This is a genomic window from Clostridium sp. YIM B02569 (assembly GCF_022320765.1).
Taxonomy (GTDB): domain Bacteria; phylum Bacillota; class Clostridia; order Clostridiales; family Clostridiaceae; genus Clostridium; species Clostridium beijerinckii.
In genome coordinates, this window is the sequence record NZ_JAKJJX010000036.1 from 1 (window position 1) to 13,430 (window position 13,430).

General features: G+C 27.7%; 14 protein-coding genes. 2 read left to right on the plus strand and 12 right to left on the minus strand.

The annotated features are described in order from the left end of the window. Window positions 1-245 precede the first annotated feature (245 nt). From L3B96_RS24295 to L3B96_RS24325, 7 genes are all read right to left on the minus strand, one after another. Entirely contained in the window at window positions 246-932 is a 687-nt protein-coding gene (locus tag L3B96_RS24295) for a response regulator transcription factor (protein ID WP_238948796.1), read from the minus strand. Window positions 933-1,088: 156 nt separating this feature from the next. Beyond that, on the minus strand, window positions 1,089-2,324 hold the full coding sequence (locus tag L3B96_RS24300) for a HAMP domain-containing sensor histidine kinase (RefSeq protein WP_238948797.1): 1,236 nt from the start codon (window positions 2,322-2,324) through the stop codon (window positions 1,089-1,091). A 210-nt stretch (window positions 2,325-2,534) separates the two neighbouring features. After that, a complete protein-coding gene (locus tag L3B96_RS24305; protein ID WP_017211237.1) occupies window positions 2,535-2,738 on the minus strand; it encodes a hypothetical protein in 204 nt (67 codons plus the stop codon). 27 nt (window positions 2,739-2,765) lie between these two features. Then, on the minus strand, window positions 2,766-3,443 hold the full coding sequence (locus L3B96_RS24310) for a hypothetical protein (protein WP_238948798.1): 678 nt from the start codon (window positions 3,441-3,443) through the stop codon (window positions 2,766-2,768). A 213-nt stretch (window positions 3,444-3,656) separates the two neighbouring features. Further along, a complete protein-coding gene (locus L3B96_RS24315) occupies window positions 3,657-4,601 on the minus strand; it encodes a 2-hydroxyacid dehydrogenase (protein ID WP_238948799.1) in 945 nt (314 codons plus the stop codon). A 521-nt stretch (window positions 4,602-5,122) separates the two neighbouring features. After that, window positions 5,123-5,644, minus strand: coding sequence for a dCTP deaminase (dcd, locus tag L3B96_RS24320; protein ID WP_012060750.1), 522 nt, complete (start codon window positions 5,642-5,644; stop codon window positions 5,123-5,125). A 115-nt stretch (window positions 5,645-5,759) separates the two neighbouring features. Continuing rightward, window positions 5,760-6,503, minus strand: a complete 744-nt coding sequence (locus tag L3B96_RS24325) for a hypothetical protein (protein ID WP_077855863.1) — start codon at window positions 6,501-6,503, stop codon at window positions 5,760-5,762. A 252-nt stretch (window positions 6,504-6,755) separates the two neighbouring features. On the opposite strand from L3B96_RS24325, the gene L3B96_RS24330 reads away from it, so the two are divergent. Then, complete coding sequence (locus L3B96_RS24330; protein ID WP_012060752.1) at window positions 6,756-7,085, plus strand: HesB-like protein; 330 nt, start codon at window positions 6,756-6,758, stop codon at window positions 7,083-7,085. A 125-nt stretch (window positions 7,086-7,210) separates the two neighbouring features. Here the strand turns inward: L3B96_RS24330 and L3B96_RS24335 are convergent, their stop codons facing one another. The 5 genes from L3B96_RS24335 to L3B96_RS24355 all read right to left on the minus strand — a co-directional run bounded on the left by L3B96_RS24335 (window position 7,211) and on the right by L3B96_RS24355 (window position 12,518). Then, on the minus strand, window positions 7,211-7,882 hold the full coding sequence (locus L3B96_RS24335) for a hypothetical protein (protein WP_012060753.1): 672 nt from the start codon (window positions 7,880-7,882) through the stop codon (window positions 7,211-7,213). A 79-nt stretch (window positions 7,883-7,961) separates the two neighbouring features. Beyond that, window positions 7,962-9,296: a VWA-like domain-containing protein gene (locus L3B96_RS24340; RefSeq protein WP_238948800.1), complete on the minus strand. Its 1,335-nt coding sequence runs from the start codon at window positions 9,294-9,296 to the stop codon at window positions 7,962-7,964. Window positions 9,297-9,442: 146 nt separating this feature from the next. Then, on the minus strand, window positions 9,443-10,531 hold the full coding sequence (locus L3B96_RS24345; protein WP_238948801.1) for an ATP-binding protein: 1,089 nt from the start codon (window positions 10,529-10,531) through the stop codon (window positions 9,443-9,445). Window positions 10,532-10,548: 17 nt separating this feature from the next. Continuing rightward, window positions 10,549-11,328, minus strand: coding sequence for a hypothetical protein (locus L3B96_RS24350; protein ID WP_238948802.1), 780 nt, complete (start codon window positions 11,326-11,328; stop codon window positions 10,549-10,551). Window positions 11,329-11,726: 398 nt separating this feature from the next. Continuing rightward, window positions 11,727-12,518 (minus strand): GTP pyrophosphokinase family protein, encoded by a 792-nt coding sequence (locus tag L3B96_RS24355; protein ID WP_023973943.1) that lies wholly within the window; start codon window positions 12,516-12,518, stop codon window positions 11,727-11,729. Window positions 12,519-12,721: 203 nt separating this feature from the next. On the opposite strand from L3B96_RS24355, the gene L3B96_RS24360 reads away from it, so the two are divergent. After that, the gene (locus L3B96_RS24360) at window positions 12,722-13,402 is read left to right on the plus strand and encodes a DUF2225 domain-containing protein (RefSeq protein ID WP_017211247.1); all 681 of its coding nucleotides are present in this window, start codon (window positions 12,722-12,724) and stop codon (window positions 13,400-13,402) included. The last annotated feature ends 28 nt before the right edge of the window (window positions 13,403-13,430 follow it).

Sequence of the window (13,430 nt, forward strand, 5' to 3'; positions counted from 1 at the left end):
TTTTATTCTACCTCCAACCTTATAAAATAAACATATTACTTTTTGAAGTTTACACGAAAGTCTTGACAGACTCCTTTAAAGCTATATTTATGTGTCAACTTACCAGAATCATAAATATTTTGTTCCGAAAAGCTATGAAAATATATTCACATACTAATTCTAATTAATAATTTAGGCATCTATATATACTATTACTTTAGTTAAACTCTTACTTTTATTTGATAATATTATTTCAATATTGAAACTTATGAATTAAATCTATATCCTGTTCCCCAAAGGGTTTCAATATACTCTGGATTTCCTGGGTCTTTTTCTATCTTCTTTCTTAACTTTTGTATATGAACTGCTACAGTCGCTGTATCTCCGTAATAATCCTCTCCCCATATTCTATCGAATAATTGATCTTTAGTGAAAACTATATTTGGATTAGAAGCTAAAAATACCATAAGATCATACTCTTTTGTAGTAAGAATAACCTCTTTTCCATTTACAAATACTTTATGTGAATCTGTTCTTATCTCCAATGCTTTATGGCTAATAATATTGAGTTGGGGTCTATTTCCTGATAATCTCTCATATCTAATCATATGAGACTTTATTCTTGCTACTAATTCTGCAGGACTAAAAGGTTTTGTTAAATAATCATCTGCACCAAATCCTAACCCCTTTATTTTATCAATGTCCTCACTTCTTGCTGATACTATTATTATAGGTATTTCATATTTTTCTCTAACTTCTCTTACTATTTCATACCCGTCTTTACCTGGTAGCATTAAATCAACTATTATAAGATCATATGTACCAATAAGAGCTTTTTTTAATCCTTGAATACCATCCTGAATTATTTCCACTTTATAACCATTTAATTGAAGATACTCTTTTTCTAGTTCAGCGATATTTATATCATCTTCTATAATTAATATTTGTTTCATATGCTTCCTCCTCTTTATTATTTATGCCTTAAATGACACATGTCAGATATCTATGATTCGTATCACTATTTAATCACGAATAACATCTGCACACTCCTTAGCATTGTGCCCCTTCTTGGTATAAATTCAGCTATAGTTCTCTCCATCTGAAAAGCTTCACTTTATTGGTAGCTCTATAGTAAACGTACTTCCTTTCCCCATTATACTTGATGCATAAATTTTTCCTCCATGAGCTTCTACCATTTCCTTTGCAATTGCAAGTCCTAAACCTGTACTCATAAAGTCTTTTGTACGTTCTGTATCTATACGGTAAAATCTATTAAATATATTTGAAAGTTTATCTTCTGGAATCCCAGCACCATTATCTTTAATTTCTATCTTAATCCATTCATTATTATTACTTAATTCTACTTTAATTATTGAATCTTTTTGCCTTCCATATTTTATAGCATTCCCTATAACATTCCTAATAACTTGATATATTCTTTTTCCATCTATGTTAATTTCTAATTCTTCCGACAACCTATCTTCAAATTTAAATTCAATATCCTTTTCTTTAAGAACAAAATCAAACTCTTCCATAAGATCACTCATAAATGCCTTAAATTTAACTATCCCAAAATTAAAATCTAATTTTTGCATATCTAATTTTGAAAATAAAAACAAATCATCAATAAGGTTATTTATATAAGTAGTATTATTATGAATTATATTTAGATAATTGTTCACTTTATCTGGTGAAGTAACAACACCATCCACTAAGGCTTCAATATATCCATTAATTGAAGTAATTGGTGTTTTTAAGTCATGGGAAATATTAGCTATCAATGCTTTTCTATTTTCTTCATATTCAAGTTTCATCTCTTCAGATTTTTTTAAGGTTTCAGACATCTTATTAAAATCATATATTAAAATTCCTATTTCATTATATACGTCGTTATCAATTTTCACGTCATAGTTACCTCTGGCTATCTGTTCAACACCATCTTTTAACTTTTCTATAGGTTTCATAATTCTTTTTTCCATTCTCAAAGTTATATATATATGAGAGCTTTGATGAATAATAAAAATTATTGCAAAAAATATAGTAATTGCTTTTACATCTACAAATTTAAATATGGAAAAAACAAGTAACATGCTTATTAAAATTCCCGTTGGACGCATCCATCTTAAATATCTATGTATCCTATTAAATTCATTAAATTGTTTATGATGAGAATCATGATGTATTTTTTGATGCTCATAAACTAACTCGTAACGCATTTCATTTAACTCTTTGAGTTTTTCAAAAAATTCCCGATGTTCTTCATCAATTCTATTATGAAAATGAGAATAAACTCTTCCTCTAAACCTTCTAATGCTTTCCACCACCTTAAAATAAATTTCTACCATTGTAATGATTATAACATTACAAATTAACTTTTAATAAATTAAATTAAAACTGTCTATTAATAATTCTAATAAAATCATTCTATGAGATACTTAAATTTTGATTTGGAACAAAGTTCCTTATTTACTTATTTATTTATAAATGAAAATCTCTAAATAATTGAATTTTACATCAATAATTTAGAGATTTCTGAATTTCAACCCCTGTTTACATTAAGAAATACTCATTTTTCTTAATAGATTTTTCACATCAGTTGCATATATATATTTATCATCTTCTTTAATCATCACTCTAGTGCGACATTTAAAGCATTTATTATCACAATGCGTTGTCTCAAATTGAATTCCTCTATTATTTAGAGCTTCAACTAATTCATTATACTTTCTAGTGTTAGTACAAATAAGATATTTGGGCATTTACTACTATCTCCTAACTCAATTAATTTACCAGACTAAATCTAGTGATCCATTTACAGCATTTTCGCCTTTAGAAGAAATTTCTACTTTCTCAACTTCATTATTTTTATTTGCGTATATTTTTAATATAGCATCGCTGTTTTCAGAACATAATAGTTCTTTTATAAATTTATGATGCTTATGAAAACCTCTATCATCACTTTCCTTCATTTGTCTTATATGCTCCATTATCTTTTCTTCATCCATTCCTTTATGGAATTCTTTATGCATGTCCTTGATTTCTTTAAATACCTCTTTCAATTCTAAAGAAATAATAGCCTTTTCATCTTTTTCCTCTACTTGCACATTATTTAATAAATTTAATATAAAAGTAACTTTTGAAAGTCCTCCTTTTATTCCACCGTGACCATGCATTCCGTGCATATTCATTCCATGATTATGCATTCCTCTATGAAATCCATGATGCGGGCACTCCTTTATATTAAATTCAGAATTACTATCATGTTTTACTTTTTTGCCTTCAGCATCTAAATCAACACTTATGTTAGCTTTTGTTTCCCCACTTTTAGTATTAGTTTCAAATTCATTGGAAAATGATAATACTTTTACATCTCCTTTAGTTGCTTCCAATTTTACACTTCCTTTAAACACTTCTTTTTCCTTCATAGTTTTAAATACATCATATAATACTTTAATTTTATTCATTTATAACGCCTCCCAATATTTTCAAAGATTTATTTCCTTGCTTGTTATGAATTCATTATAAAATCTAATTTTAAAAATCTTTTAAAGCAATTATAAAAATTTTATAAAAAAATAGAAATCCCTCAAAAGGGATTTCTATTTATACTATCTAAGAAAAGCATCGAGGCTTCTCTTACCAGGTTGCTAATTCTAAATTAACATATATAAATTGACTTATTTAATTACATTTTGCGGAGTACCTTTTAACCATTTTTTTATATTATCAAAAACAATAACCGCTCTCTTTTCGAAAGCTTCAGCTGTTGCAAATGCAACATGAGGAGTAACTATTAAATTCTTTGCTCCAAACAATACATGATCTGTAGGAATTGGTGGCTCAATTTCAAATACATCTACTCCCGCACCAGCAATTTTGCCATTATTTAAAGCTTCCGCAAGTGCTGAACTATCTAAAACAGGACCTCGTGCTGTATTTATTAAAATTGCACTTTCTTTCATTAATGATAATTTTTCATTATTTATTAATCCTTTAGTGCTTTCATTTAGCGGAACATGAAGCGATACTATATCACAAGTAGCCATTAATGTATCTAAATCTACAAATTCGATTCCTTCAACATCTTTTTTAGTTCTGCTATAAGCGTATACATTACATCCAAATGCTTTAGCAATTGCGGCAGTTCTCATACCTATAGCTCCTGCCCCTACTACTCCAAACTTCTTTCCTGCGAGTTCAAATCCCACAAGCCCATTCTTTGTTCCACCTTCTCTAGTCACCTTATCACATGGTATAATATTTCTATATAGAGAAATAACCATACCAAATACCAAGTCTGCAACTGCAGCCGTTGAGTATCCAGCACAATTGCATACTAAAATATCTCTTTCCTTACAGTAATCCATTGCAACATGGTCTACTCCTGTAAACGCAACACAAATCATTTTCAAATTTGGACAGTTTTCTATTACCTCTTTTTTATATGGAAGATTGGATAGTACTACAGCATCAGCATCTTTGCTTCTTTCTATTAATGTTTCGGTATCTTCTACTCTTGTATCATAATATATTATGTCTACTTCATTTCCTAAACTATCCTTTGCCATTCCCAACAACTTATCCTTATTTACACCTAATGGCTCTAATATCACTAATTTCATTTTCTTCATTCTCCTTTATATATTAATTTATATTTAAAAATGATTTGTCAAAAGTGCTTTATATATATTTATATGATACATCCCCATCAGAATCTTTTGAATAGATATATGCGAAATTTTTTATTTTAATTATCCTCAGATAAAAAAAGATTCGGATATTTTCTTCTAGAGTATCTAAGAAAACATCCGAACCTTTTTTCATATTAACCAACATATAAGTGATATTTCTGAATGCAATTTCGGAAATAAAATTGAAATATCAGTATATGATGAATTACATGAATTTGCAAATAGTATTTACATATCTTATTTGTTGCTTCAACTTACTAACTCTTAATTTTATTATTATAAATAAGACTTAGTAAGTTGAGCATATTTACGAACTTAGTTTTAAAATAATAATGTATAGATTTTGAGCAATATAATTCATTCGTTATAAGAGTGCTTACCTTGCATTGACTGATGACTTAATGCAGATTTTGATACTTATAATTCTTAGAACGTATTGCTCATAAATACAACTATTTTTCAAAATCTTTATACATTAAACTTGGCTGTATTCCTTTATTATTCTGATATTTTCCACTGCTATATAAATCATATTCTCCATGGATATCATGATAATATATTTGACATATTTCTACGTTAGGATAAACTTTTATTGGCTGAACACAAAAAATTTCTAACGTCCAGTAGCCTGAAAATCCAATATCTCCGAATCCAGCTGTAACATGAATAAATAACCCTAATCTACCTGTTGAAGAGCGCCCTTCAAGCATAGGGACATATTTACTAGTACTGGTAAATTCATTTGTTCTTCCTAAATATAATTTACCTGGTTCTAATAATAATCCATCCTCTGGAATTTTTATAACTTTTGTTGGATTTGGAGTTTTCATATCTAAAATATCATTTTCATAAACTAATAATTCATTATGTAAAGACAAATTGTAACTATTAGGATTTATTTTTTTCTCATCAAAAGGTTCAATTATTATATTACTACCAATATTTTTTAATATTTCTTTTCCTGATAATATCATTAGTTCTCCTCCAAACTATATACTTTAATAAATAGTTCATAATGTATTGTTTTAATGTATTAAAGCTAATAAATTCTAAATACCTAACCAATAATATCACAATATATAAGAAAATTTATGCATTTAAGATTTCTTTAAACTCAAACAATACTTTTTTAACATTCTCTTCATCTAAAGGCTTATAGCTATTTAAATATCCTGAAGCATCTAGAGCTTCATATGCTTTCTTACTCATTGAAATCCAATTTTCAGGTATATAAATCCACACTATATCCTCATATTTACAACTTAACAAAAAATGTTCCAATCCTCTAAATGCATATTCTTCAATTTCGTGAAGTTCATTTAGAATTTTATAATCCTCAACTATTTTAGAACTTAACTCACATTTATATATATCTACATAGAAGAAATCAAATTTATTTTTTTTGGCTTTAAAGGCATCACCCTTTATTATTCGTATCTTTTCATTTTTAGGAAAATTATTATTATATAATTTTATTATTTCTTCACTAATTTCATATACTATTACTTCTTCTACTCTATCTTTTCTTGCAATTTCTTGAACTACATATCCAATACCAAGTCCAATTACGCCAACTTTTCCGTGGGCAAAAGAAATTGCTCCATATGAACTTTCAACTAGCTCTGGTGTTAGCTTCATTAAATCATTACCATTTTTATATAATTGAACTATATCTATATCATATTCTTCTTCATTTTCATACATATAACCTTGTAATTCTTGCTTTAATATGGTATCTTTAACTATTTTATAGTCGCCACAAGTTCCTTGATTAATTAAGTCACTATATCGCTTTATCTCTTGGAACACAAAACTTTTATTATATGGTTTCATAGTTAATTCCCCTTCTTACAATATTTAATGCAAAATCTTTAGTAGTCCTATTTATTATAGCACATTTTCCAATTTATGTATAATATTGTATAATTTATTTATTAACATTATATATTCAATAAACCATAATATAATAGCACATTCTTAGCCATAATATAACTATTAATATTAACTTTTTATTTTAATATATATATGCTATACTTACTTTAATGATTTAATATCATTAATATTTCATAAAGTAGGTGTTTATATATGAAAAATGTTAATATAAGTGAAGAAGCTTATAATGAATTTAAAGCTTTTTTAGACGAAAATAAAATAACTGATTTCAATATTAGAATAAATTTTGCTGGTTATGCATGTAGCGGTCCAGTTTTTAACATATCTGTCTCAGAAGCTACTGATGCTGACGAAGTTGAAAAAATGAATGATATTTCATTTATATACGAAAAATCCCTAATAGAACAATTTGGTGGATTTATAATACTTTCGTCTGATGAAAATGAAGGTAATGGCTTAAGCTTAAAGCCTGTTATAGCGCCTGAAGGCGGATGTGGTGGTTCTTGCTCAGGATGCCACTAAAATCATAATAAAAATGTAGAATAAATGAAGAATATTTATTCTACATTTTTTTGTTGTTATGAGTTTTTGTACTATCTAACATTTCCCTTACAAAAAGCTTGATTCTTACCCTACAGTTAATCACTTTACTTATTTGTACTATCCCCCGACTCTATTTTCCACTGCACATTCCCATAGTCATCACTTATTTTATATATACCTTCCAAAAGATCTATCCAATAATGATTTTTTATAACCTTACTTTCCTTATCTTCACCTGTAGCTCCCTTTAAATTTTCTTCATTAAATTCATTAAAATATTCATATGTTTTTGAAGAAATCTCATACATATATTTAAAAGATTGTAAATCTTCACTTTCTAGCCTTATTTTATTTGATTCATTTTTCATCTCTTTACTTAAAGTAGATAGCATATACTCCTTTATCTTTTCATTTATATTATTTTCCATTATCTTATCAGTTTTAATCACCTTTGAAAAAAACGGTATCGCATTTTGAGTATATGCTCTATACTGTTGCCATAATTCTATTATGTCATCAGACATTTCATCATAATTCTTATAAAGTTTTAATAAATCTTCATTTTTTAAACTATTCTCTTCAATTCCTTTAGACAATATATCCATATTACTTTCATTTCTTTGCTTAAAATCCTCTATCTTAGTATAGGATTCCTGACCTAGTTTATATTTGTAATTATTTAATTTAAATACTACATATATATTAAGTACTATACTTACTACAAGAAGTATAGATAAAAACCTTGTATAATCTGTAATTTTCATTCCTTGGGTCAAGAATATCACTCCTCTATACTGTAATTTATTTTAACATATTACCTTATATTTGCCTATTTAAAATTAGTTAATAATTTCCCTATCTAGCCCAGTCGTGTATAGCTTCATTTACCATTTTCAATCCAATATTTCCACCTGAGCTTTCCTTCTTTTCAGTATTTATTCTTTTAATCTCTCCATAAGGATTTTTTAATGATAATTCTTCATTTCCAGATACAACCCATATAGTTTTTTTGTTAATTGGCTTTACTTCAAGTTCTCTTTCTCCAACACCATCTGTAAAATATATTAATACAGCACTTCTTAAATTATTTTCATTTATATACTTAAATACAGGTGTAAATTTCGTAGATCCATTATCTTTGCTTCTCTTTCTTATGTCATTCTCATTTCTTAAGTCATATACTTTTCTAATTTCACTATCACATTCGATAATTGTGATTTTATTTTTAATATTTGAAGTTATTGACAATATCTCCACTAGTATCTTATGCATGTCACTGTCCTTCATGCTAGCACTTATATCTATTGCTACAATTAATTCAGTTTGACTTTTAGGTAGCCTCCCTCTTAAATCTAATCTTTCCGGCTGTCTTCTATCCCTTCTTGTTATTGTCCTCTTATATCCTGATTTCACACTTGGGAGTATATTTTTAAGAACAAGTTGCCAAGGTATTTCTGCCTTTTCTTTATACGCTAAAATTATGTTTTCTAATCCTTTTGGAGTGTTTTCATTATAAGCACTTAGAGCCGTTTTCTTAGTCAAATTGCTAATATCTTCATCACTTATTTGAGCACTTTCCCACAAATCATGGACTTTTGACATATCCACTTCATATTTCGAATCATCATCTTTATCAACTTTATCTTGCTTTATTCTAGACTTAATTGATTTATGAATTTCTTCTGCATATTCCTCGACACTTCTATTTTCCTCAAGTGATAAATTATATTCCATGTTAACTGCATAAAGTCTTTTGCTAAAGGGTGGTAAATCTTTTATATACTGATTAATTGAAATATCTAAAGCAACATTTACCGCTTCTTTACTAAATCTAGCCTTCAATTTTCTTTCTCTTTCAAAATGAGAATTCATTATATGATATATTTCATGTTTAAATAATGCTGCCATTTCTTTTCTATTACAATCCAAAAATAAAAATGGATTAAAATACATCTCAAATCTATCACGCTTTGGAATAGTTGTTATTGGCGCTGTTAATGTAGTATTTATTTTCCGTTGAACTCTAAGCATGAATTGCCCAAAAAAAACATCTTGAGTTTGCAACAAATATAATATAATATCCTCTACTAGCTCAAAGAAATTTCTTTTATAATTATCACTAAATTTATCATCTTCACTCAATTGATAGGCTTCTTTTAAAAGTTGCTGTCTTTTTTCTTCAAAATCCATACTCTCCTCCCCCTCTTTTATTGATTACTTGCAATAAAATTAATTTGTAATAGCAATTTTTAGATGTAACTTTACTTTTTAAAGGAAACTCGACTCACGTTCGTTCGCTGAGTAAGTTCGATAAGCCAAATCATAGATTTGGATTCTCACTTAAATATATTAAAAAATGCTTCTAAGAACTCTTCAGTACCTAGTAACTTTTCATATAGTCCACTTTCCTTATAATCTCTTTTTATTTCCTTCATAATACCAAGTCTCAAATCTCTTGGATATAAATTTAGAAGTTCTGAAAATAGCCTTAAATTCCTTTCTATCGGCATATTTTCCAAATACCTTAACGAATTTTTAGACAATATGTATAATCTAGAATGATTTTCTTTTTCTATTTTTTCCTTTAGATCAAAATTTAAAATATCACTGCTGAATATATCTTCAACCTTTACTAAAGGTGTTTTTAGGTTTATCAAAAAGTTTCCAAAATCATTTGCAATACTAATCCCAACATTTCCTTTTACAACATTCAGTAGAGTATCTAAAGAGTATTTCCCCTTATTTTTTACAAATACCTTATATGCTTTTGATACTCTCTCCCAGCTTCTTGGAGTAGCCTTTATTGTTTCTTCTGAATCAGGAGTATGAAGATATTCAGGAAATGTAGACAAAAATTCTATGATATGTTCATCTATATTTCCATCATTACTCATTCCCCACTTAATCCATTCTTTAATATCCGAGTCTAACTTTACCCAGACAAATCTATCTTCTTGAGCTGGGTCCATATCAACAACATCATATTGACTATTATTAAAGCCATCATTTTTATTAGAAGGATTCATTGCAGCTATTACTTTAACTCTCTCATCCAAAATATATCCATTAATCTCTCTATTTAAGATAAGATTCATAAGTTCTTGTGCTACGGCATGATCGCATCTATTCAATTCATCTATAAATAAAATAACATCTCTATTTATATCTTCATCTAATGCTTTTTTGATTTCAATTAGCTTACTATGTGTCGCATATATAGTCGTCCTATTTTCAACTACAGGTAGTCCTCCTATTTCCCCTTCCTTTAGCAAGTTTGCATCTATTGTAACAAGATAATATCCATTTTCTCCTGCTATACGCTTAACTAATGAAGTCTTTCCAACTCCACTTTCTCCTATAATTAAAGGCACATCATTTGATGCGACTACTAAATCTACTGTATTTAAACACTCTAAATAATTCAATCTTTTCGCCTCCATTCTTATATAGATAATTTATAATCTACTAGCAACTTTTTGGCATTCTTGCTTCCATATTCTCTTACAAAATTAATTTTATCCATTTCCAAAACCTCTAACTCTAAGAAATCTTCAATATACTTCTTACTAATATCTTCCTCTTTGATTTTTTCTTGAATCACATCAATTACAAGTTCTACATCTATGCTTTCATAAATATACTTGACTACATTTATATTTTCATATATAAATTTCTTTATTTCATCTAAATCATAGTTGGAAATATAATTTATAGCTTCTCCATTTAGCTCTATTGCCTTTATTTTCGCCTTAAGGCTTGGATTCTTTATAAATCTAATTGCTACATAGTAGTTTTCTATAGCCTTAAGCTGAATTTCTTCAGAAGGATTCTCTATATATTTAATTGCATCATAGTCCCTACTAACAGCTAATAATTGAAGTTCCTCGCTAGGATTCTCTATAAATTGTATAGCCCATCCTTTAGTCTTAATAGCTTCCTCTATCACCTTTTTAGTAGGATTATTTATTAACTCTAAAGAGTTCCACAAGCTTTTAACACACATTATAGCAACTTCTTCATTAATGTCTTTAATATATTTTGCTGACAGCGGGGTATTTGCAATAGCTTGTTTTTGCACTTCCTTACTCGGGTTTTTAATATATTTAATATTGTTACCATTATTCTTAACAATAAATAACTCTAATTCCTCATCAACTTTGTCTATTTCCTGAATATATTCAGGATTGTTTCTCAATCTCAATAATAGTTGATCTCTATCCATTTTTATCTCCTTATTACATATATTAATTTCATACTATATTATTTCTATATAAAACATTATACTTGATATTACTGACATATTCACTATGCTTGATTAATAAATACAATATCCCCTAGAAAATAAAAAAATCGCAGGCGACTGTGGTTAAGTTCAGTATTGTGCATATAAGAACATTTTATGAAGGCGAATAAGATTTCTTTTTATTCTTTTTAAAATACCAAAACTATTAAATCAACCTTTTTTAAGTTACACACATATTTTACTAGAATATAAATTCCTAAAGAATAAAAAACATAGCTGCAGATATTTCTTTTAAATATTGAAAATCTACAGCTATATTTTAAACTATTTGAACAACAAAGCATAATTTTCCTTATGAATTAAATATACAAAAACTCTTAATCTGTATATTTTTCAATTTCTCTTTTAACAGAAAACAATAAACTATTTAGCTCCCAAACTTCCCCATCTTCTATTAACTTATTTAAAGTTTTTTGGAATCTGGCTGCCTCTGTTTCCTTACCTAGTGAAATTAAAGTTAATAGTAAATTCATTATATTTGAAATTAAATGTGATTTAACCTCAAATAATTTTTGTGCATCCTTAATTTCATCTTTGATTTCTAACATTTCTTCATCTAATCTAAATGCTGCATCTGCAGATCTTTTAAGTTTTTCCTTTAATTGTTCTGGTATATGTTGCTTATATTTGTAATTAAGAGAATGTTCAATAGTTGCCCAGAAATTCATTGCTAATGTTCTTATTTGAAATTCAGCCAAAATTTCAACTAGTCCTTCTGCCATATTTACAGGATATTTTATTATCATATGATAACTTCTATAACCACTCTCTTTAACATTCCTTACATAATCCTTCTCATAAAGAATCTGCATATCTTTACGTTCTCTTAATATCTGCACTACTGTGTCTATATCATCAACAAACTGACACATTATTCTTATTCCTGCAATATCCTCAAGTTCATATCTAATCCTATCTATTGGTATTTCAAATTTGTTAGCTTTTTCTAACATACTTGATACTTCTTTTACTCTTCCTGTTACAAACTCTATAGGTGAATATTCATTTTTTTTTCTATATTCTTTTCTAATTGATTTTAACTTAACTTTCAGTTCATCTACTGCTTGCTCATAAGGCATTAAGAAAACCTTCCAATCATTCATTGCCATTATATCACCCTTTAATACATTACTATCATTTCTCAATTTCATCCTTATCTATTATATCAAAAACTTTAAATTAAGTGTAATTAATAATAAATAAACTATTTAAAAAATATTCATAGACTATTTATGAATGCTTTTAATATGTTATAATCAATGTATAATATAGAATTTTATTCTAGATTGCATTTTTAATGGGGTGACTGAAAATGAGTGATACGAGTATATTAAATCATCTTTTTGACAAACAGATAGTCTGTCCTGTTTGTAATTCACATTTTAAAGCTAAAACAGTTAAATCTAAGTCACCACGAGTTATTTCTAAGGATTCAGATTTCTTTATAAGATACTCTGTAGTAAATCCGTATTTTTATGATGTATTAATATGTAATTCATGCGGCTACGCTGCAATGAGATCAGATTTTGAAAAACTAAAATCACATAAAAAAGAACTTGTTTTAAGTAACGTAACACCAAAATGGAAACCAAGAGAATATCCACATATTTTAGATGAAAAATTAGCAATTGAGCGCTATAAATTGGCTTTATTAAATGCTATGCTTATTGATTTGCCAAATAGTACAAAAGGTATGATTTCTCTAAAAATCGCTTGGTTGAATAGATTATTGGATAATAATATTCAAGAAACTTTGTTTTTAAAGCAAGCTCTCGAAGGATTCAACACTGCTTATATGACTGAGATTTTTCCTATATATGGCTTACAAAGAGATTCTTTAATGTATCTTTTGGGAGAATTAAACCGAAGATTAGGAAATAATCAAGATGCATTACAATGGTACTCTAAAACTATTGTTAATACAAATTCTTCTTATAAAATTAAAGAGATGGCTCGCGTTGGAAAAGATTTAATTAAAACTGCCAACACATAAAAATATATTTTTATTTATCATTTCAAGG

What these genes read in the sequence shown, in the direction of transcription:
- L3B96_RS24300 (WP_238948797.1), bottom strand. Translation starts at nt 2,324, where the DNA reads ATGGTAGAAATTTATTTTAAGGTGGTGGAAAGCATTAGAAGGTTTAGA.
- L3B96_RS24325 (WP_077855863.1), bottom strand. Translation starts at nt 6,503, where the DNA reads ATGAAACCATATAATAAAAGTTTTGTGTTCCAAGAGATAAAGCGATAT.
- dcd (WP_012060750.1), bottom strand. Translation starts at nt 5,644, where the DNA reads ATGATATTATCAGGAAAAGAAATATTAAAAAATATTGGTAGTAATATA.
- L3B96_RS24340 (WP_238948800.1), bottom strand. Translation starts at nt 9,296, where the DNA reads ATGGATTTTGAAGAAAAAAGACAGCAACTTTTAAAAGAAGCCTATCAA.
- L3B96_RS24295 (WP_238948796.1), bottom strand. Translation starts at nt 932, where the DNA reads ATGAAACAAATATTAATTATAGAAGATGATATAAATATCGCTGAACTA.
- L3B96_RS24330 (WP_012060752.1), top strand. Translation starts at nt 6,756, where the DNA reads ATGAAAAATGTTAATATAAGTGAAGAAGCTTATAATGAATTTAAAGCT.
- L3B96_RS24355 (WP_023973943.1), bottom strand. Translation starts at nt 12,518, where the DNA reads ATGGCAATGAATGATTGGAAGGTTTTCTTAATGCCTTATGAGCAAGCA.
- L3B96_RS24350 (WP_238948802.1), bottom strand. Translation starts at nt 11,328, where the DNA reads ATGGATAGAGATCAACTATTATTGAGATTGAGAAACAATCCTGAATAT.
- L3B96_RS24360 (WP_017211247.1), top strand. Translation starts at nt 12,722, where the DNA reads ATGAGTGATACGAGTATATTAAATCATCTTTTTGACAAACAGATAGTC.
- L3B96_RS24310 (WP_238948798.1), bottom strand. Translation starts at nt 3,443, where the DNA reads ATGAATAAAATTAAAGTATTATATGATGTATTTAAAACTATGAAGGAA.
- L3B96_RS24315 (WP_238948799.1), bottom strand. Translation starts at nt 4,601, where the DNA reads ATGAAATTAGTGATATTAGAGCCATTAGGTGTAAATAAGGATAAGTTG.
- L3B96_RS24305 (WP_017211237.1), bottom strand. Translation starts at nt 2,738, where the DNA reads ATGCCCAAATATCTTATTTGTACTAACACTAGAAAGTATAATGAATTA.